General features: G+C 66.3%; 21 protein-coding genes. 19 read left to right on the top strand and 2 right to left on the bottom strand.

All coding sequences use genetic code 11. The features are described 5' to 3' along the window. The first annotated feature begins 12 nt into the window (after window positions 1-12). Both ACFTR6_RS05470 and ACFTR6_RS05475 read left to right on the top strand, forming a co-directional pair. A complete protein-coding gene (locus tag ACFTR6_RS05470; protein ID WP_377957151.1) occupies window positions 13-1,824 on the top strand; it encodes a hypothetical protein in 1,812 nt (603 codons plus the stop codon). A 46-nt stretch (window positions 1,825-1,870) separates the two neighbouring features. Continuing rightward, complete coding sequence (locus tag ACFTR6_RS05475) at window positions 1,871-2,626, top strand: SDR family NAD(P)-dependent oxidoreductase (protein ID WP_377957152.1); 756 nt, start codon at window positions 1,871-1,873, stop codon at window positions 2,624-2,626. A 19-nt stretch (window positions 2,627-2,645) separates the two neighbouring features. Here ACFTR6_RS05475 and ACFTR6_RS05480 read toward each other — a convergent pair whose 3' ends face one another. After that, window positions 2,646-3,326, bottom strand: a complete 681-nt coding sequence (locus ACFTR6_RS05480; protein WP_377957153.1) for a GntR family transcriptional regulator — start codon at window positions 3,324-3,326, stop codon at window positions 2,646-2,648. Between the two features lie 110 nt (window positions 3,327-3,436). Here ACFTR6_RS05480 and ACFTR6_RS05485 point away from each other — a divergent pair, with 110 nt between their 5' ends. The 3 genes from ACFTR6_RS05485 to ACFTR6_RS05495 all read left to right on the top strand — a co-directional run bounded on the left by ACFTR6_RS05485 (window position 3,437) and on the right by ACFTR6_RS05495 (window position 5,800). Continuing rightward, window positions 3,437-4,222, top strand: a complete 786-nt coding sequence (locus ACFTR6_RS05485; protein ID WP_377957154.1) for an alpha/beta fold hydrolase — start codon at window positions 3,437-3,439, stop codon at window positions 4,220-4,222. 67 nt (window positions 4,223-4,289) lie between these two features. Further along, on the top strand, window positions 4,290-4,793 hold the full coding sequence (locus ACFTR6_RS05490; protein ID WP_377957155.1) for an ABC transporter substrate-binding protein: 504 nt from the start codon (window positions 4,290-4,292) through the stop codon (window positions 4,791-4,793). Then, a complete protein-coding gene (locus ACFTR6_RS05495; protein WP_377957156.1) occupies window positions 4,790-5,800 on the top strand; it encodes a cation transporter in 1,011 nt (336 codons plus the stop codon). Before ACFTR6_RS05490 ends, ACFTR6_RS05495 begins: the two co-directional genes overlap by 4 nt. Before the next feature lie 18 nt (window positions 5,801-5,818). Here the strand turns inward: ACFTR6_RS05495 and ACFTR6_RS05500 are convergent, their stop codons facing one another. Further along, window positions 5,819-6,463 carry a VOC family protein gene (locus ACFTR6_RS05500; RefSeq protein WP_087871729.1) on the bottom strand — a complete coding sequence of 215 codons (645 nt, stop codon included), beginning with the start codon at window positions 6,461-6,463 and terminating at the stop codon, window positions 5,819-5,821. Window positions 6,464-6,582: 119 nt separating this feature from the next. Here ACFTR6_RS05500 and ACFTR6_RS05505 point away from each other — a divergent pair, with 119 nt between their 5' ends. The 14 genes from ACFTR6_RS05505 (at window position 6,583) to ACFTR6_RS05570 (ending at window position 19,918) form a co-directional block, all read left to right on the top strand. Then, window positions 6,583-7,797 (top strand): hypothetical protein, encoded by a 1,215-nt coding sequence (locus tag ACFTR6_RS05505; protein WP_377957157.1) that lies wholly within the window; start codon window positions 6,583-6,585, stop codon window positions 7,795-7,797. Between the two features lie 32 nt (window positions 7,798-7,829). Beyond that, window positions 7,830-8,831, top strand: coding sequence for a LacI family DNA-binding transcriptional regulator (locus tag ACFTR6_RS05510; RefSeq protein ID WP_377957158.1), 1,002 nt, complete (start codon window positions 7,830-7,832; stop codon window positions 8,829-8,831). Window positions 8,832-9,061: 230 nt separating this feature from the next. Next, window positions 9,062-10,363 carry an extracellular solute-binding protein gene (locus tag ACFTR6_RS05515; RefSeq protein ID WP_377957199.1) on the top strand — a complete coding sequence of 434 codons (1,302 nt, stop codon included), beginning with the start codon at window positions 9,062-9,064 and terminating at the stop codon, window positions 10,361-10,363. Between the two features lie 18 nt (window positions 10,364-10,381). Next, complete coding sequence (locus ACFTR6_RS05520; protein WP_377957159.1) at window positions 10,382-11,377, top strand: carbohydrate ABC transporter permease; 996 nt, start codon at window positions 10,382-10,384, stop codon at window positions 11,375-11,377. A gap of 2 nt (window positions 11,378-11,379) precedes the next feature. After that, complete coding sequence (locus tag ACFTR6_RS05525; RefSeq protein WP_377957160.1) at window positions 11,380-12,276, top strand: carbohydrate ABC transporter permease; 897 nt, start codon at window positions 11,380-11,382, stop codon at window positions 12,274-12,276. Window positions 12,277-12,330: 54 nt separating this feature from the next. Beyond that, on the top strand, window positions 12,331-13,869 hold the full coding sequence (locus tag ACFTR6_RS05530; RefSeq protein ID WP_377957161.1) for an alpha-N-arabinofuranosidase: 1,539 nt from the start codon (window positions 12,331-12,333) through the stop codon (window positions 13,867-13,869). An 85-nt stretch (window positions 13,870-13,954) separates the two neighbouring features. Beyond that, complete coding sequence (locus tag ACFTR6_RS05535) at window positions 13,955-14,536, top strand: sugar O-acetyltransferase (RefSeq protein ID WP_377957200.1); 582 nt, start codon at window positions 13,955-13,957, stop codon at window positions 14,534-14,536. Next, window positions 14,533-15,078 carry a TetR/AcrR family transcriptional regulator gene (locus tag ACFTR6_RS05540; RefSeq protein WP_076800112.1) on the top strand — a complete coding sequence of 182 codons (546 nt, stop codon included), beginning with the start codon at window positions 14,533-14,535 and terminating at the stop codon, window positions 15,076-15,078. The genes ACFTR6_RS05535 and ACFTR6_RS05540 overlap by 4 nt, the downstream gene beginning before the upstream one ends. Further along, window positions 15,075-16,310 (top strand): MFS transporter, encoded by a 1,236-nt coding sequence (locus ACFTR6_RS05545; protein WP_377957162.1) that lies wholly within the window; start codon window positions 15,075-15,077, stop codon window positions 16,308-16,310. Before ACFTR6_RS05540 ends, ACFTR6_RS05545 begins: the two co-directional genes overlap by 4 nt. 97 nt (window positions 16,311-16,407) lie before the next feature. Continuing rightward, a complete protein-coding gene (locus ACFTR6_RS05550; RefSeq protein ID WP_377957163.1) occupies window positions 16,408-17,517 on the top strand; it encodes a hypothetical protein in 1,110 nt (369 codons plus the stop codon). A gap of 276 nt (window positions 17,518-17,793) precedes the next feature. Next, entirely contained in the window at window positions 17,794-18,258 is a 465-nt protein-coding gene (locus ACFTR6_RS05555; protein WP_377957164.1) for a DUF3592 domain-containing protein, read from the top strand. 348 nt (window positions 18,259-18,606) lie between these two features. Beyond that, window positions 18,607-18,891 carry a hypothetical protein gene (locus tag ACFTR6_RS05560; RefSeq protein WP_076800121.1) on the top strand — a complete coding sequence of 95 codons (285 nt, stop codon included), beginning with the start codon at window positions 18,607-18,609 and terminating at the stop codon, window positions 18,889-18,891. A gap of 129 nt (window positions 18,892-19,020) precedes the next feature. Further along, window positions 19,021-19,566 (top strand): hypothetical protein, encoded by a 546-nt coding sequence (locus tag ACFTR6_RS05565; protein WP_157365154.1) that lies wholly within the window; start codon window positions 19,021-19,023, stop codon window positions 19,564-19,566. Further along, window positions 19,553-19,918, top strand: coding sequence for a hypothetical protein (locus ACFTR6_RS05570; RefSeq protein ID WP_377957165.1), 366 nt, complete (start codon window positions 19,553-19,555; stop codon window positions 19,916-19,918). Before ACFTR6_RS05565 ends, ACFTR6_RS05570 begins: the two co-directional genes overlap by 14 nt. Window positions 19,919-19,927 lie beyond the last annotated feature (9 nt).

Here is a 19,927-nt window from a genome sequence, read left to right on the forward strand (position 1 = left end):
GTCACACCGGATGTGAACCATCCCGACCTCGAAGCCCTTCCGACCGAAAGCGCAGACGTGATCCTCGCCGAGAACGAATCCCGACTCCATGCACCGGCCCGAACGATTGAGAACGGCCCGTGGCGCGTGCAGCTGCGCGGGGACGAACTGGCGGACATCGAATACCAGGGACACCCCGTCCTCAGAGCCATCAGGCCAGTGGTCCGGGACCACGACTGGCGGACCCTAGTACCTGAAGTCGAATCCGTCCCCGAGGTTGAATCTGCGACTGGCGACGACGACGACGCGTCCCTCCGGCTCGCCGTCGGCTTTACCGGTTTTGGCTCCGAGTACGCTGCCGACGTGGCCGTCAGCTTTTCGGGCGACGGGCTCACGGTTGCCTTCGACGGTACCGCGCCTCAGGATTTCCGCAGTAACCGGATCGGCCTGGTTGTCCTGCACCGGCCCGACGACGGCGGACGGCGCGTCACCATCACAGCCCCAGACGGGACCCGCACAGAGTCAGCTTTTCCAACCGACGTCAGCCCGCACCAGCCCTTCATGGACATTGCCGCGCTGGCCTGGGAACGCGACGGCACCGCCTACACACTCGAGTTCAGCGGCGACGTCTTTGAAACCGAAGACCAGCGGAACTGGACCGACGCCTCCTTCAAGACCTACAGCACCCCGCTGTCCCGCCCGTTTCCGGTCAGTGTGCGCGCGGGGGAGCGGGTGCAGCAGAGCATCCGCCTCACGGCCGCACCCACGGACCAGGCGGCCGGATCAACAGCCCCTTCGACTTCCGCGGAACGGGCCGACGGCGTGCTGACGGTGCACCGGCAGGTCCAGGGTTTTGTCCCTGGGCTGGGAACGTCAGCGTCCCGCTCAGCGGCGAGGCTCGGCGTCGTTCCCGGGCTGGACGCCCTAATCGTTGAGCTGCCGGGCAGCGGCCCCGCAGCAGCGGAAGTCCTGCACCACGGAGAGCGGCAGGCCGCCGAGCTGGACGCTCCGCTGGACGTGCGGATCGCCGCGGCCAGTGCCGCCGACATTGCCCCCAGGCTGGACCTGCTGCCCCTCGGGAAGGTGGCCAGGCTCGGGGTGTTCAGCTCCGACGGCCATGTCACCGAACCGGAACTGTGGGACGAACTGCGCGTCGAAGCGCAGCGGCGCGGCTTCACCGGCACCCTGCTCGCCGGCGCCCGCTCCCATTTCACCGAGCTCAACCGCCGGCAGGACGTCCTTCCCGATGACGCCGGCGCCCTCACCTACAGCATCACGCCGCAGATGCATGCCACCGAGGTGCCCCATATCGTGGAAAGCCTCCCGATCCAGCGGCTCACGGCGCTGAACGCTATCCGCATCGGGGTCGGTAAGCCGCTGCACATTGGCCCGGTCACACTCAAGGCCCGGTTCAACGCCGTTTCCACGGACGGTGCCTATGACCCTGCGACGGTCGAAGCGATGACCACGGACCCGCTGCAGGGCGAGGACTTCACCGCCGCCTGGCTGCTGGGCAGCATCGCGGCCCTGACCCTGCCCGGCGTCGATTCCGTCAGCTACTTCGAGGCCAGCGGACCCAGGGGCTTTATCGCCGATGACGGGACCCCGACGCCCGCCTTGCGGCTTTTCGAAAAACTGGCCGCCCTGCGCGGCGCCGAAGTGCTGGAGGCACCGCAGGGGATCCCCGGGCTGGTCCTCTACCCGGTTTCATCAGGCTCCGGCGTGTTGCTCTTTGCCGCGAACCTCACGGCAGAACCGCTGAACACAGCGGTCCGGCTTGAAGACGGCGAGACCCACACCTTCAACATTCCCGCCTGGTGCCACACGGCCCGGCGGCTCGACTGATCCCTCCACCCGGAGCCGATCCATCCACCACGAAATGAGGAACAAGATGTCCAACAGGCTTGCAGGCAAAACCGCTCTGGTCACCGGCGCCGGATCCGGAATCGGGCTGGCCGTGGCGCAGCGCTTCACCGCTGAAGGCGCCCGCGTGTACTTCGCCGACATCAACGCCGAAGCTGCCGAGAAAGCGGCGGCCGCCACCGGGAGCGACCTTGCCACAGCGCTTCCCGTGGACATCTCAGACGAAACCAGCGTGGAAGCGGCCTACGCCTCCATCGCGGCCGGCGGACCGCTGGACATCGTGGTGGCCAACGCCGGAGTCCAGCTTTTCGGCCAGGACGCGAAGGTGGGCGAGCTGTCCCTCGAGGTGTGGGAGAAGACCGTGGCCGTCAACCACCGCGGCGCGTTCCTGACGCTCAAGCATGCGGTGCGGGCCCTGCAGGGGAGGGGCGGCTCCATCATCTGCACCGGCAGCCCCACCGCGGTGGTGGCCTGCGGGCAGACGTTCACCGCCTACTCCAGTTCGAAAGCAGGCGTCCACGGACTGGCACGCGTCGTCGCTGCTGACTACGCCAGGGAGGGCATCCGGGTCAACACAGTTGTCCCCGGCTACACGGAGACGCCGCTCGTGCAGACCATTGCGGATGATCCTGCCAGCCGCGCCGGCCTGGTTGACTCCACCATGCTGGGCCGCGCCGGCACCGCCGCGGACGTCGAAGGCATCATGGTCTACCTCGCCAGCGATGAATCGGCGTACGCAACCGGCGGCCTGTTCACGGTCGACGGCGGCCTGACGGCGCTCTGAGGTGCGGCGCCTTCTGAGGTCAGGCGCGCCGCTGCTCCAGCAGATCGTGCTGGGCGGTGACGATCTGTTCCTCGCCGCCGACGACGAGCTTGCGCACCTCGGCGGCGATGGCCTCCGGGTCTCCTCCGTAAACGGTGTCAAGCATCTGTCGGTGCCAGTCCACGGAGCGCGACAGCGGCTCATCCAGTGCTGTGGTGAGCCGGAATAGCTCCGTGAAAGTGGGTACCTGCTGCTCCCAGACCGCCAGGAGCCGGCGGTTGCCGCACGAGGTGAAGAAGGCTGAGTGGAATGCTGCATCTGCGGTGGCAAACGCGTCCGTGTTGCCGGCTTCGGCCGCGGTGCGCATGTCCTCCAGGGCGGCTTCTGCTTCCTGGTGCAGTCCCTCGGGGTTTCCCGCCGCGCACTGCTGGGCCGCGGCGACCTCGAGCAGCTCACGGAGTGCGAAGAGGTCGCGGAGGTCCTGCCGGTCCAGGCCGACAACCCGGTAGCTCCTGCCGGAGGCCGCGATTAGGCCCTCGCCGGCGAGGGTTCGCAGGGCGTCCCGGACGGGTCCGCGGCTGACGCCAAAGGATTCCGCGAGTGCGGCCTCCACCAGCAGGTGCCCGGGAGGAAGATCGCCTGTAAGGATGTCGGACCGCAGCGCTGCCACAACCTGTTCTCCCAGTGCCTCCGCACGGGTCACGCGTCGGGCCAAAGCCATTGGATTCCACCTCTCATCAACTGCTGTTCATTCTAACGGTCAACCGGTTTCGGTTAACCGCCGAGAAAATCATCCGTGGCGCCGGCAACCACCCGGCGTTAGGATGCCGTGTGACGTTCAGGCAGGGATACGCGGACAACGGCGGCCTCCGCATGTACTACGAGGTCCACGGCGAGGCGCAGACAGGCTGGGCACCCCTTCTCCTGATCCCCGGCGGGGGATCCACCATCCAGACGAACTTCTCCAGCATCATTCCGTTCCTGTCCGAGCGCCGCCTGGTGATCGCCGTCGATGAGGAAGGCCACGGCCGGACGGCCCCGACCGATCGGCCGCTCACCGCCGAGAACTCGGCCGGGGACGTCCTGGCGGTCCTCGACCAGCTGCACCTGGACGCGGTGGATGTGCTCGGGTTCAGCGCCGGCGGCCACACCGCCCTCGCTTTGGCCATGCAGCACCCGTTCCGGGTGCGCCGCCTCGTCGCCGCCTCCACGTTTTTCAGCCGGGACGCCGTGCCAGACGAGTTCTGGGAGGGGATGAAGGCGGCCACCCTGGACGACATGCCCGCTGTCTACCAGGACGCCGACCGCAGCATCAATCCCGAGCCCGGCCACCTGGAGCGCCTGTTCGAACTGGACCGGCAGCGCATCCTCGGCTTCCCAGGCTGGACTGACGAGGAGCTCGGCAGAATCACTGCGCCAACCCTGGTGCTCTGCACCGACCAGGACGTGGTGAGCCCGGAGCACGCAGTGCGCATGAGCCGAGCGATCCCGGATGCCGGCCTCCTGATCGTGCCCGGCGGCCACGGTGACTACCTCGGCGAACTGGCCGCCAGCGACGGCGACCTGCAGGCCATGCACGCTACCCTCCCGTTCCTTAAGCGCTTCCTGGACCGCTAGCGCGGCGCGGAATAGCCCCTTCGGCTAGGGTTCAGGAAGAAGGGCCTCGGCGCGAAAGGTGGATCCAGTGTTGCTCTCCAGGACTCGGGCGGCGTACGCGCTCGCCGCGGTCTTCCTGTCCGCCGGCTGCCTGCTCACCGGCTGCGCCATGCCCGCCGACCCGAAAGGAACGCTGGGAAACATCACGGGAGGAACGCTCCGGGTCGGAGCGACCGAAAGCGTCAGCAAAAGCGGCGACTGGGTCCGGCTGGATCCAGGCAGTGATCCGGCGGGCATCGAACCGGATCTGGTCCGGAGCTTCGCGGACTCCCGAGGTGCAGCCGTGGACTGGCGCAGCGGCAGCGAACAGGACCTCGTCAGCGACCTCAAGCACGGGGACCTGGACCTGGTGGTCGGCGGGTTTGCCGACGACACACCATGGTCCAAGGACGCCGGCCTCACCCGCCCCTTCGCGGAAAGCACGGACGAGCGCGGCAAAACCGTCAAGCACGTCATGCTTGTCCCGCACGGCGAGAACGCCTTTCTGCTGGAACTGGACCGCCACCTGCTGGCGCAGGAGGTGACACCGTGAACCGCGCGGACAGCAAGACAACAGCCCGGTTCGGGCACACGCGGCTCCCCGAGGAGCAGCGCGCAGCCCTCCACAAAGCCAGGAAGCTCGAATGGCTGACCATCGCCTTCCTGGCCGTGACCGTCTCGCTGGTCTTCCTGGTGCTGGGCAGTTCGCAGGCCATGAAGGCGGCCTGGATCGAGGACCTGCTCTCTTTCCTGCCGCCCATCGCTTTCCTCGTGGCCGCCCGGGTCATTCGCCGTCCGCCCACCGAGCAGCACCCGTACGGCTACCACCGCGCCATCGGTGTTGCCCACGTCGTGGCGGCCGTCGCCCTGCTCGTGATGGGCGGCTACCTGCTCGTCGATTCCGCACTGGCACTCATCACGGCGGAACACCCCACCATCGGCGGCATCGAGCTTTTCGGCCAGACGGTCTGGCTGGGCTGGCTGATGATCGGCGTCATGCTGCTCATCGCCCTGCCGCCGGTTTTCATCGGCCGGGCCAAGATGAAGGTCGCCGAGAAACTGCACGACAAGGTCCTCTACGCCGACGCGGACATGAACAAGGCCGACTGGATGACGGCGGTGGCCGCCGCCGCCGGAGTGGCGGGCATCGGCGTCGGATGGTGGTGGGCGGACGCTGCCGCGGCCCTCGTCATTTCGGCCGGCATCACCTCCGACGGCGTCAAGAACCTCCGCGGGGCCATCGCCGACCTGATGGACGCCCGGGCGAGAACGTACGACAATGCCCGGCCCCATCCGCTTGCCGCGCAGATCGAAGCTGCGCTGGTGGACACCGGATGGGTCGCCCGGGCCAGAAGCCGGATCCGCGACGAAGGCCACGTCTTCCACGTTGAAGCCTTCGTGGTTCCCCGCGAGGGCGTCATCCCGTCCCTGGACCACATCGAACGGGCGCGCCGCGAATGCGTCGCCCTGGACTGGAAAGTGCAGGACATGGTGGTGGTTCCCGTCGCCGAACTGCCTGAGGAGTTCCTGCCGGGAGCCACTCCGGGCGGCGAACGCTAAAAGGGGACGGAAGAAAGATCAGTCGCGTCCCTGCCACGTGCAAATGTCCACCACGTTGCCCTCGGGATCTATGAGGGAGACCCATGCGGGGGCGTAGCGGTCGCCGAGGACGCGGCCGCCGGCGGCCAGGACTGCATCGATACGCGCCTGCGCCTGGTCATGCGGGACCGAGACGTCCATGTGGATGCGGTTGTGCGGCGGGACGGACTCTTTGTCCTGGAACCACGCGGACGGGCCGACGAGGTTAGGTTCGACCAGGTCCTCATCCCCGACGGCGACGTAGCCCAGCGCCGCACGCCAGAATTCCATGACGGCCGGCCGGTCGGAGGCGTCGAACGCGAGCTGGACGTGCTGCACGGCCGACGGGTCTGCTTTCAGCCCAAGCCCGGCAGCAACGCCGGAGATGCTGCGGGCAAGCTCGAGGTCGCGGTCGCTCAGCCCCACGCCCGGTGTGACGACCTGGACCGTCACGGTGTCCGGCCGCAGGTCCACCAGAGGGGCGTGGCCGAGTGCTTCCGCAGCCTCAGCGATGGCGGCAACGAACTGTGCGCCGGTGGCGAAGTCGCCGGTCTGGTACAAAGTCTTCGCACCCCAGAACAGCACGCGCCACTCCGTAACACCGTCGGCGGCTGAGAAGTCTCCATCGGAAATCGCTGTTGCCATGCCCCCACTATTCGGAGTCCGCGGGCCGTGGTCAATGGCCTTGTCCCGGTAACTAGTAGGCTTCTCTGGGTTGGCTTCGCGCCGACTCATCATTGGGGAATCTGTTGGGGGAAAATTTCATGAGGTACCGCTGGGCCGCGTCCACTGCCGTTATCGGAGCCATGCTGGGTCTAGCGGCAGCGCCGGCAGTGGCGGAAGCTGACGAAGCAATCTATATCTACGGCACCCCCGTCCGGGTGGCCATCGCCGCAGATGGAACGGCATACCTCGGCAATTACGGCCAGGGCGGTGGAGTCTTCGTGGTTCCCTCGGGCGCCACGAAGGCGGCACGCACCCTCAGCACCGGAGGACGCATCACCACTGGACTCGCGCTCGGCCCGGATGGCACGCTCTACGTAGCCACGGCGGAGGGGGACCAAGGCGCCGTCGGGATCATCCCGCCCGGTGCTGCAGGTGTGGAAAGGACCGTTCCGGTGTCCGCAGGCCTCCATCCGCTAGCCGCCGGACCGGACGGAACGGTTTACGTTGCCAACCCCGCCGGGGATTCAGTCTCAGTGATTGCGCCGAACGGAACCGCGGTGGACCGCACCATCAAGGTCGGAGCGGGACCGGCGGAAATAGCGGTCACGAAGGACGGAACCGCGTTCGTAACCAGCCAGACTGCCGGCACCGTCTCCGTGATCCCGGCCGGGGTGGACACTGTTTCGAAGACCATCGAACTGATCTCGGACACCGGAACGTCAGAGCAGCCCCACGGCATCGCCGCCGGACCCGATGGAACCGTCTACGTAGCCAACATCAAGTCCAGTGACATCGCCGTCATCAAACCCGGCGCCGACACTGCGGCTGAGCGGATCTTTGTCGGGGGCGGGCCGCAGGACGTGGCCATCGCATCCGACGGCTCGCTGTACATAACGAGCCTGCTGTCCCAGAAGCTGTCGGTCATTCGGCCGCACGCCAAAGACGTGGCGGGCTCGATCCCCACCGACGGCGGCCCAGGCCACCTGGCGGTAGCCCCGGACGGGTCCGCCATCGTGATCAGCCCCGCGGTGTCATGGCCGGGGGACGGGGCCGTGGTCCGCTACTCTGCGGCTGCCCTGGCGGCCGCGTCCCAAGGTTCGACGGCGGCGGCACTGTCCGCAGCTCCTGCCGGTGAAGCGGCTGTACCGGCAGCCGCCGGCTCCGGGAATGCCCTGCCGGCCGGCTTTTGGTACACACTGCCTGGCGGGGTAGGGGCCGCCGTCGTCGCCCTCGCCGCCTGGATCCTGGTGAAGGGCCGCCGCAGGCAAGGCCGTCCAGAGGACGGCGCCAGCTCAGCGGGTAGCGGGCTGTAACATCGTTCACATCCGTCTTTGAAAGGGGAGCAGTGCGCGCAACGGTCAAGGACGTCGCGCGCCGTGCCGGGGTTTCACCCAAGACGGTGTCAAACGTGATGAACGGCGTGGTGCCGGTCAGCGGTTCCACGCGGCTCAAGGTGGAGCAGGCCATCCTCGAACTGGACTATGTCCCCAACCTCTCCGCCCGGGGGTTGCGCAACGGCAGGTCCGGCGTCATAGCCCTGGCGCTGCCGGACCTGGCAACGCCGTACTCCGCCGAGATCGCGCACAACATCGTGGAGGTCGCGCACGAACAGGGCTGGAGCGTCCAGATTGAGGAAACCGGCTCCGATCCGCGCCGCGAATACGAACTGATGTCCCGCGCGCGTTCCAACCTCATCGACGGGCTGATCCTCAACCCTGTGGTGCTGGATGAGAGCGCCGTCAAAGTTGGCGTCTCCCTGCCTCCGGTGGTCCTGCTCGGCGAGGTCTCCCAGCAGCTGGCCGACCGGGTGTGGGTGGACAGCGTTGCCGCCGCCCGCGACATGACCCTCGCACTCGCCCGGACAGGCCGCCGCCGCATCGCCGTGCTGGGTACGGCGGAAGGCCGGCACTCGGCAGCGGCAGTCCTGCGTACCCGGGGTTACCAGGAGGCGCTCGATGAACTTGGGATTGACCAGGATGAGTCGCTGCTGATTCCGTGCGAGAAGTGGACGCCCCAGACCGCGGCGGAAGTACTGGGCCCCTGGCTGGACTCGCACCCGCTGCCGGAGGCACTGTTCTGCTTCACCGATTCCATGGCCATCGGCGCGCTGAGTGTGCTGTGGAAGCGCGGCATCAGGGTTCCGGACGACCTGGCAGTCGCCGGCTTCGACGACATCGCCGACGGGCAATACGCCGTGCCCTCACTGACCACCGTTTCCTTCGACAAGCGCCGTGTGGCCAGCGAAGCCCTGCGCCTGCTCACCGAGCGGATGGCTGACCGCTCCGGTGCACAGCGGGTAGTCACGGTGGGCTACAGCATTGTGGAGCGAGACAGCACGCGCAGTTAAACCGAGACCGCCGAATCAGATTGTTGGCGCTAACAATTTTTCCTTGTGCGCTCTTTTACAACGATGTAATGTGAGGTCTGCGTCACACGCCGGCTGCACCGGACCCGGGATGCAGCAAACCGGAACGGCTGGCAGGGCGCCATCAGGACTACTTTCAGCGGACCCATCCAAAGGAGTGACGGGTGAAGCAGTTTGATTTTTTCGCCGGCAGGCAGCTGCCCGGCCAGCAGATGTCCCGGCGGCAATTATTGACAGGAACAGCAGCCCTGGGCGGCGTGCTGGCCGCGGCCTGCCTGACGGGCTGTGGCGGGACCGCCTCGGCGGCGGCCGTGCGGGACATTGCCTTCTGGCACCTGCTGTCCGGCGGCGACGGCGTCAAGATGCAGGCCATGATCAGCGCGGCGAACAGGGCCAACCCCGCCTTCAAAGTCCATCCGACGGTCCTGGCATGGGGCCCGCCGTACTACACCAAGCTGGCCATGGCATCGGCCGGCGGCAGGCCGCCGGAACTGGCCATCATGCACGCCAGCCGGGTTCCCGGCTATGCACCGGGCGGGCTTATCGACCCCTGGGACATGTCTCTGCTGGCGGAGCACGGCGTTACGGCGGAGAGTTTCGCACCGAGGATCTGGGACAAGAGCCAGCAGGACGGCCAGGTGTTCTCCATCGCGCTGGACTCCCACCCCTTCGTCATGTTCTACAACACCAACGTTGCCGGCAAGGCAGGGCTGCTCGCCGCCAACGGCCAGCTGCAGCAGGTGACTTCCCCGCAGGACTTCCTCGCCATGGCCCGCGAGATGCAGAAGGTGACGCAGGCGCACGGCCTGTCCTTCGGCTACCTCGGCAGCGGCTCGCAGATGTGGCGCCTGTTCTACACCCTCTACAAGCAGCATGGCGCGGACATGGAACTCACTCCGGGCCAGCCGATGAAGGTGGACAGGGATGCCGCCGTCGAATCCCTGGAATTCATGGCGTCACTGTTCGACGACACCATCGCCGCACAAAGCGGTGACATCAGCACGGGCATTGCCGAATTCGCCCGCGGCGGTTCCGGGATGCTGTTCAGCGGCGTCTGGGAACTTCCCACTTTCAAGAAGGCGGGCCTGCCCGTCGACGCCGCCACCATCCCCACGCTCTATGGGACCCCGGCGTCCTATGCGGATTCGCATTCCTTCGTCCTGCCGCGCCAATTGAGCGTCGACGACGAAAAGCGGCGCGACGTGTACAAGTTCGTCAGCGACATCCTCAAGGGGTCGCTGTCCTGGGCCGAGGCCGGCCACATTCCGGCCTACCAGCCGGTGGTGCAGTCGCAGGCATACCGGGAACTCACGCCCCAGATCCACTACGCCAACGCCGCCGACATCATCACCTACGACCCCGAGGCCTGGTTCAGCGGCTCGGGCTCGGATTGGCAGACGTACTTTGCGGAGAGCGTGCAGAACGTACTCCTCGGCCGCGACAAGGCAGCCGACGGCTGGGACGCCTTTGCGCGGCGCACCAACACCCTTCTTTCCCGGCCCAACCCGGTCTGAGCGACAAAGGAGTCACCCATGAGTTCCTTGGCAACATCCCAAAGCGCCGCGCCTGAAACATCGTCCCTGCCCGGCAAGCCCCGCAGCAACCGCCCCCGCCGAAACCCGTCCCTCCGTGACGGAACCGGTTCGGCAATTGCCGGCCCCCGGCGCACCCGGGACAACCTCAACGGCTGGGGCTTTGCCGCCCCGTTCCTGGCCTTCTTCCTGGTGTTCCTCGTCTGGCCCCTGCTGTACGGCCTGTACATGAGCCTCACCGGCAAGTCCCTCACCGGGGCGAATGACAGCCTGATCGGGCTGGCCAACTACGCCGAAGCGCTGGCCGACGCCGACATGTGGCATTCCCTCGGCAACACGCTCTACTTCACGGTGATCAGCACGGTCCCGCTGGTACTCGTCGCCCTCGTCATGGCCGCCCTGGTCAACGTCGGGCTGCCCGCGCAATGGCTGTGGCGGCTGTCCTACTTCGCCCCGTACCTGCTCGCCTCCACCGTGGTTTCCCTCTTCTTCACCTGGATGTACAACCCGCAGCTGGGCCTCATCAACGATTCTTTGGCGAAGATCGGCCTGCCCAAGGTGGCCTGGCTGAACGACCCGAACGTGGCCATGTGGGCCATCGTCATAGCGACGCTGTGGTGGACCGTCGGCTTCAACTTCCTGCTGTACCTGGCTGCCATGCAGAACATTCCCGCCCAGCACTACGAGGCCGCGTCGCTGGACGGCGCCGGAGCCTGGCGGCAGTTCTTCTCGATCACGCTGCCGCAGCTGACCCCGACCACCGTGATGATTGTGCTCCTGCAGATCCTGGCCTCGCTCAAAATCTTCGACCAGGTGTACCAGATGACCGCCGGCGGCCCCGCCGGATCCACCCGGCCCGTGGTGCAGTACATCTTCGAAACCGGGTTCACCGGCTACCGGCTGGGCTACTCGGCAGCCATCTCCTACATCTTCTTCGGACTGATCGTGGCCGTCTCGGTCATGCAGTTCTTCATCACCCGCCGCAGGAGCGCATAACCATGGCAACCCAGACCCTCGCCCGCCCCGCCCTTCGCACCACGTCCGCCACACAGCTCCGCCGGCCCCGCAGGAAGATGACGGCCGGAAGGGCGGCCGTCCTGGCGGTCGCCGCGATCCTGGCCGTCCTCTGGCTTGTCCCCTTCGCGTGGGCAACCGTCACCGCTTTCAAGAGCGAGACGGACGCCGCCGCGTCGAAGGTCAGCTGGATCCCGCCGTCGGGCTTTACGGCCGACGCCTTTGTGAAGGTGTTCCAGGACGGCAACATCCCGCTGTGGACCTGGAACTCGCTCTACACCTCCGCCGCCATCACCGTGATCACCCTGGCCATCTCCGCGCTGGTGGCCTACGCCCTGTCCCGCATCGACTTCCGCGGCAAGAAGGTGCTGATGACGGTGATCATCGCCTCCATCATCATCCCGCCGCCGGTGCTGATCATCCCGCTGTTCTACCAGATGGTGGCGATGCACATGATCGACACCTCATGGGCCATCATCCTGCCGCAGGTCATCCACCCGGCCATGGTGTTCGTGCTCAAGAAATTCTTCGACCAGATCCCGCGCGAACTCGAGGAAGCCGCCGTGATGGACGGCGCCAGCCGGATGCGGATCTTCACCCAGATCATCCTGCCGCTTTCACGCCCCATCCTGGCCGCCGTCGCGATCTTCGTGTTCATCAGTGCCTGGAACAACTTCCTCTGGCCCTTCATCGCCACCAATGACGGCTCCATCCTGACCCTGCCGGTGGGGCTGCAGACCATCAAGAGCGCCTACGGCATCCAGTACGCGCAGAACATGGCCTCCGCGCTGCTCGCGGCGCTGCCGCTCATCCTCGTCTTCCTGTTCTTCCAGCGCCAGATCATCAAGGGCGTTGCGACGACGGGTCTCGCCGGCACCTGATCCGGCACCACTGCTTTCACAACAGTTCTGAACCACTACCAAGGAGACCCAAACATGTCCCGCGCAAGGATCACCCTCGACCGCGACTTCACCATCGGGGAAGTGCCCCGCCGCCTTTTCGGCTCCTTCGTCGAGCACATGGGCCGCTGCGTCTACACCGGCATCTATGAGCCCGGCCACCCGGAGGCCGACGAGAACGGCTTCCGGCAGGACGTGCTTAGGCTCGTCAAGGAGCTGGGGGCCACCGTCATCCGGTACCCCGGGGGCAACTTCGTGTCCGGCTACAACTGGGAGGACGGCATCGGCCCCCGGGAAAACCGCCCCCGCCGGCTCGACGGCGCCTGGCACACGCTGGAGACCAATGCCTTCGGACTGCACGAGTTCGTGGACTGGTCCCGGCAGGCCGGCACGGAAATCATGGAAGCCATCAACCTGGGCACCAGGGGAGTGGACGCGGCCCGCGAGATCGTGGAATACGCCAACCACCCCGGCGGCACCTACCTCTCCGACCTGCGCGCCAAAAACGGGCACAAGGACCCGTTCAACATCAAGCTGTGGTGCCTCGGCAACGAGATGGACGGGCCGTGGCAGATCGGCCACAAGACCGCCGAGGAGTACGGCCGGCTGGCGCAGGAGGCCGCCAAGGCAATGCGCTTCGTGGACCCGGACATCGAACTGGTGGCCTGCGGCAGCTCCAACTCCGGGATGCCCACCTTCGGAGCCTGGGAGCAGACGGTGCTGGCCCACGCCTACGAGGAGGTGGACTACGTTTCGCTGCACGCCTACTACCAGGAGCACGACGGCGACGTCGGCAGTTTCCTCGCCAGCGCCGTCGACACCGACTACTTCATCGAGTCGGTGATCGCCACCGCCGACGCCGTCCGCGCCAAGGGCAAGCACAAGAAGCACATCAACCTGTCCTTCGACGAGTGGAACGTCTGGTACCAGCGCGGCCTCGACACTGAGGACCAGCCGCACAACGTCAGCAAGGCGGGCTGGCGGGAGCACCCCCGGGTCATCGAGGACAAGTACAACGTCACGGACGCGGTTGTCGTCGGAACCCTGCTCAACTCGCTGCTCCGCCACGGCGACCGGGTGAAGATCGCCAACCAGGCGCAGCTGGTCAACGTGATCGCGCCGATCTTCAGCGAGGAAAACGGCCCGGCCTGGCGGCAGGCCATCTTCCACCCCTTCGCCCGCATGGCCGAGATGGCAAAGGGCCAGATCCTGCGCCTGGCTGTCGACTCGGACAAGTACGCGAACGCCCGGTTCGGCGACACCGACCTCGTCGACGTCAGCGCAACCTGGAACGAGGAAACGGGCCGGCTGGCGCTGTTCTTCGCGAACCGCGGCCTGGAGGAGGCCGCCGACGTTGAGGTGGCGCTGCGCGGCTTCGACGCCCGCCAGGTTGTCCGCGCGGAGGTCCTGGAAATTCCGGAAGGCGGGGACCGCTTCACGATCAACAGCCAGGGGAGCCCGGACCGCGTGGGCCTGAAGCCGCTGGAAGGGGTCAAGGCCAGCGGCCCGGAACTGCGGCTGACCCTGCCGGCGCTGTCCTGGACCGCCGTCGAGCTGGACGTGGCCATGAACTGATCCTTCCCGCCCCCCAAGGAGGGTGTTATGTACACCCGTACACAAGCAGTGTACGCTTGTACATAACGCCCTTCTGGAAGGAACCATCTTGGAGCAGTACTTTGCCGGCGACAGCAGGACCATGCAGGAGCGGATGCTCGCCGGGGACCTCTACATCGCCGACGATCCGAACCTTGCCGCCGACAACATCCGCGGCATGGAACTCGCCGACCGCTACGGCAGGACATGGCTGGCGGACCGCGGCGAGGCCAAGCAGATCCTCGCCGACCTCCTCGGCGCGATCGGCGAGGACACCGAGATCCGCCCGCCGCTGTACGTCGACTACGGCAAGTACATCCGGATCGGCGCCCGCACCTTCATCAACTTCAACTTCACCGCTCTGGACGTCGCTGCCATCACCATCGGCGACGACGTCCAGATCGGTCCCAACGTCCAGCTGCTGACGCCCACCCACCCGCTGGAGCCCGGTCCGCGGCGCGACAAGCTCGAGGCGGCGAAGCCCATCACCATCGGCAACAACGTCTGGATCGGCGGCGGGGCGATCATCCTGCCCGGCGTGACCGTCGGGGAGAACTCGGTGGTCGGCGCCGGCTCCGTGGTCACCAAAGACGTGCCGGCCAACGTCGTCGCCGTCGGCAACCCCGCCCGCGTCATCCGCAGCCTATGAGCGTCCGGCGCCACGACCCCAACCGCCGGCAGCGCCTCATCGAGGTTGCCCTCGACGTCATCGCCGAACACGGCGTGGCGGCCACCACCCACCGGAAAGTCGCCCAGGCCGCGGACGTGCCGCTCGGTTCGCTGACCTACCACTTCACCGGCCTCGACGACCTCCTCGCCGCCGCCTTCACGAAGCTCGCCGACGACACCGCCGACGGGTTCGAGGCGGCCCTCGCCGGCGCCGGGAGCCCGGACGCCGCCCGGGAAGCCGTGGTGGGGCTCATCACGGGCGAGCTGCTGGGGGCCAGGCGGAACATCCTGCTGACCTACGAGCTCTACGCCCTGGCCGCCCGCCGCCCGGACCTGCGCCGCGTGACCGACACGTGGATGGCCAGGAGCCGGGCCGCCCTGGCGCGGCACTTCGATCCCGACACCACCGTGATGCTCGACGCCCTGATCGAGGGCCTGTCCATCCACCGCGCCCTGGCCCTGAACCCCATGTCCGCCGAGACCGTTCGTGAAGCCGTGAACAGAATTGTGACCCCGCAGTGAACAGCCCTTCGACAACAGCAGCCGTCCTCTCCGCTCCGCCAGCCGGCTCCGGCAGGGCCCGCGCCGCGGTGGCACTGCTTTTCCTCACCAACGGCGCGCTCTTCGCCAACCTGCTGCCCCGGTATCCGGCCATCGTGGAGGAACTGCGCCTGAGCAATGCTGAATTCGGCCTTGCCGTGGCGGCATTTCCCCTCGGCGCCCTCATCGCCGGACTTGCCTCCGGTGCCCTGATCCGCCGCTTCCGGTCCTCGCGGGTTGCCGTGGCGGGCACCATCCTGACCAGCCTGGGCATCCTCGGCGCGGGAACGGCGCCATCCTGGGCGGTGCTGGCGGCCGCACTCTTCTTCGCCGGAGCCATGGACGCCGTCACCGACGTGGCCCAGAACGCCCACGGGCTGCGCGTCCAGCGGCTGTACCAGCGCTCCATCATCAACTCCCTGCATGCAGTCTGGAGCATCGGCGCGGTGCTCGGCGGCCTGATGGGGGCCGCGGCGGCGGGCCTGAACCTCGCACCCGGAATCCACCTCAGCATCTCCGCCGCCCTCTTCGCGGCCCTGACGCTGTGCTGCTACCGCTTCCTCCTCCGGGGACCCGAAACGGACGACGACGGTGCTGCGGCCGCCGCTGCGGATGGCCAGCCTGCCCTGGACGCACCCAAGGCCGCCCGGGGGACAGCTGCCAAGTACGGCATTCTGGCCGCCCTGGTGCTGATTGCCACGGCGGGCGCCCTCGTGGAGGACGCCGGCAGTTCGTGGTCCGCCATCTACCTCAGCGACACCCTGGAGGCCGCCACCACCGTGGCCGGGCTCGGCTTCGTGGCACTGACCGGCGCGCAGTTCATCGGCCGCCTGCTGGGAGACCGGCTCGTGGACCGCTTTGGCCAGCGGACGGTGGCCCGCGCCGGCGGGATCATTGCCGCCGGCGGCATGGGCACAGCGCTTCTTGTCCCCAGCATCCCCGGCACCATCCTCGGTTTCGCGGCGGCGGGCCTCGGCGTGGCAACCCTCGTTCCCGCCGCCATGCACGCCGCGGACGAACTCCCCGGGCTCCGGCCCGGAACGGGGCTCACGATGGTCAGTTGGCTGATGCGCGTCGGCTTCCTGGTGTCCCCGCCTGTGGTGGGGGCCATCGCTGATGCCGCCAGTCTGCGCGCCGGTCTCTTCGTGGTGCCGCTGGCGGGCCTCCTGGTCCTGGCGCTGTCCCCGGTACTGGCGAAGCGGACGGCGAGCTAGGCTACGGGTCGTGTCATATGAACTTTCTGTTTTCGGGACCAATGAGTTGACTGCCGACGCTCTGGCAGATCTTATTCGCGCAGCCAGCATCATGCATGTGGAAGAGGTTCCAGACCCGGCAGCCAACGGACCAGCGTTGCTCACAGCAGTGCGCGGCAGCCGTCGGGTCGACTCTTTCAGCGTCGAAGGACCCTTCCACGTGGAGCCTGAAGACGTTCCGGAGGACGTCACCGCCGCTGTCCTGGATCCGCAGTTCATGTACCAGGTGCTGGCAGTGGGCGGCGCACAGGAGATCCCCCACGCAGTGCGGTTTGGGAAGAAGCTGGCGACAGCGGCAGGCGGTGTCCTGGTGGATGAGCAAACCGAGGAAATCTGGCCCAAATCGTCCCGTCGAAAATCGCCGCGGCGCGAATCCGGGGATAAACCCGACGAGGTGGATGTCACGATCTATTTCCTCGCCGAAGAAGCGCCAGAAGACGTCCCCGCCCGCTTCCTGAAGCTCGCAAAGCGTTATCTGCCTGAATCTGTTCCCCGCCGCTTCGGCACGTACGAGCCGCTTCAGGGCCGCGTTGACCGTGACGGCGAGGAAGCCTTCCTGGCCGCATGCGAAGAGGAATCCGTGACCGGCATGTTCTTCACAACCGGGTCCCCGGTCCTGTTAGGACGCCTTGACCTGCCAAGACCACGGTACCGTCGGGACATCGGGAAACTTAGTCTCATACTGGCCCGCGATGCGCTGACTGATGCAGCCTGGCGTCGGTCCTTGCGCCGCTTCTTCATGGGCGCGGCGACAGAGTTCAATGCTTTCTTCGCGAGTGCCGAAGTCCTGCGGCGAACCCCTCCAGAGGGAGTGCCCAAGGTCGGAGGCACTGAGCTCCCGCGGCGCCCCATACTGTTTGGCGAGTGGGTAGGCTTGCCACCGTACCCACAGTGGTGGAACTGGTTCGGACCGCTGTGGGCAGACACCGTCCGGCCGTACCTGGTAGGAGAACCGGAAGAACATCCGACAGGGCTGTTTCACGCTTGGTCAGAGGAACCTTTGGACCGCGACCAAATCGCGGCACTCCTTCGCGACCCGACACAGCCTTGGGTGCCCGCCCAATACTCGGCTGTCTACGGGGACGGGGTCGAAGCGCTCCGTGTCGCCGAGGTCGTACCCGGTCGGCTCACCAGAAACACCTTCCGGACGACTGACCAGGCATCCTAGAACAGTCTGCCAGAGCCTTCGGCATCTCCTGCGCCGTCTCAGTCGTCATTCTTTCCAGCTGAATGATCGGAACTCCCACGGGGCGTCACGTGTGAGGCGATCCGCTTGCATGCCTGGTGGCATGGCTGCCAGCTGCGCGAGGGAAGGATCAGCTTTTCCTGCCAGCTGCTCGGCTCTGAACACCAGATCCCTCATCTTGCGCGCCATGAAAACCCGCATAGGTGCTGCCGGACCGTGATCGATTCAATACTCAGGCTCGTCCTTGAGAGACTTTTAGTGCTGTTTACTGTCTGCGACATGGGGATCGCTGTGAAAATCGTGCTGTACATCATCTGGGTGCTGTTCGCCGCTGGCGCGGCGGCTGCCTCCATCCATTCGCTGCGGAAGACGCAGGCCCAGGAACGGCTCATTGACAGCTGGCCCAAGGCGCAGGCAACGGTCACCGGCAGCCGGCAAGGCTGGACTTCCGGTGCCGGTAACGCGAGCCGGAACCAGCGGCACTGGCCGAGGTACGAGTTCACCGGACCGCAGGGCGTCCTGTACCTCGGCGAATCTGAGGTCTCGCGTGTGGAGCGGCCCGTTCCCGGATCGGTGCTGGAGGTCGCCTACAACCCGGAGAACCCGGCCGAGTCCTTCGAGGTCGCGCACCCGTCCAAGGTCGTGTTGGGCTGCCTGATCCCGGTTATGGCGTTCTTCGCGCTGGCGTCGTTCTGGTTCATAGGAGTGTTCCCGCTCGGTTGACCAGTACCGGCCGCCGTCCCGGTCCCGTGGCACTCTGGCCGCATGGAGGAATTGATCAGCTATCCAGAGCCGCCTGAGCTTCCAGCCGAGAAGATCCGGGAGCTGACCGACTACGCGGAGCAGATGGCCGCGGCCATGAAGCTGAAATGAAAGTGGTCCGCCGACTGGGCAGGGCATCCCCGGAACACGACCTGACCAAGATCATCGAAGGCTGGAAACTCGTGGCCTTGTCCATCAGGGAAAGCTACGACGGCCGCTTCTGACCGCCGCAGGATCGTCTTGGAGAGCTCGGCAACACGCGGGACCTGCGTCCACAAACATGTCGGCCCCCGGGCGCACCATGGGGCTATGACAGCTCCAACGGTTGAGGCTGCGATCCACGAACTGATGGATCTGGCCTGGAATCTTGTCTACGACCTCCTTCAGCACCGGGGTCTGCTGGGCGACGGGTTCTTCGTCGAGGAGTACACCGGCATCCATTCCTGGGTGGACGGGCAGCGGCGGTACACAGTCGTCCATTCGCGGGACGTGGCGGTCCTGTTCGTGGACACCCGGCCGGTGGACGCCATCGTCTTCCGTCACGATCTGCTGGGCGCGGACGACCCGAAGAGCTTTTTCACGGTAAGCGCCTGAAGCAGATTGCCGGGAAAGCGGGCTCAGCCAATGGGGCAGCAGTGTCCGTATGGAGGCGACAGGATCTCAAGCACGTGCTGATCGCTGAGAACCCCCGTAGCTCCCCTTGTATGGGGGTACCATACAAGTGTGGACGATGAGATGGTGAGCCGTTTGGCTGAAGAGGCCAAAGCCTGGACACGAGAAACTGAGGCTGTCCGTCAAAAACTTTTGCTCACGGCCCGCCGCCGGCAGGAGAGTATCCTCGGTCTGCACGCTTCCGGCCTGTCGGTGCGTGCCATCGCCGCCCGCTTAGGGAGCAGCCCCGCGGTGATCCAGGACGCCATCAGAGCGGCTAAGGCCAGGCATCCCGCCGCCCGGCGGGAGGAACGGTTCCCCTATGAGTTGCATGTCATGGTGGGAATAAGGCTGCACGAGGAACCGGAGCGGCTCCGCAAGGTCGCCCGGACGAATATCGAAAAGATGCGCGGCACTTCGCGTGCACCCATCGCCGAAGGATGGCTGGATCGGTGGGAGGAATTGCTCCATTTGTCCGATGATGAGCTGGAGCGGGCCATGCTGGCCGATGATGAAGAAGGCAGGGACCTCCGGCAAATCAGCCCGTTTGCCGGAGCACTGAGCTCGCAGGACCGGCTGGTCGCAATGAGGAAGGTGCAGTTGCTTGAAAAGGGATGAGCTGGAGCATGCGATCCGTGCCGCGACGCAAATAATCAAGCAAGACCAAGTGATCATCATAGGAAGCCAGTCGATTCTCGGTTCGTTCACCGAAGATCAGTTGCCTGACGTGGCCACCATGTCGCCGGAGGTGGATATTGCTCCGATGCGCGACGTGGACGCCGAAGCTCTGAGCGACCAACTTAGTTTTGATGCAGGCGAGCTGTCGGAGTTCCACCAGGAGTATGGCTTTTACATTGAAGGCGTTGGACGGCGGACGGCGATCCTGCCCCCGGATTGGGAATATCGTTTGGTTGGCGTCAGGAGCGAGGCCACCAATAATGCCACCGGTCTTTGTTTGGAGCCGCAATGACCTTTGCGC

The sequence above is a fragment of the Arthrobacter sp. NPDC057009 genome, assembly GCF_042673905.1.
GTDB lineage: Bacteria > Actinomycetota > Actinomycetes > Actinomycetales > Micrococcaceae > Arthrobacter.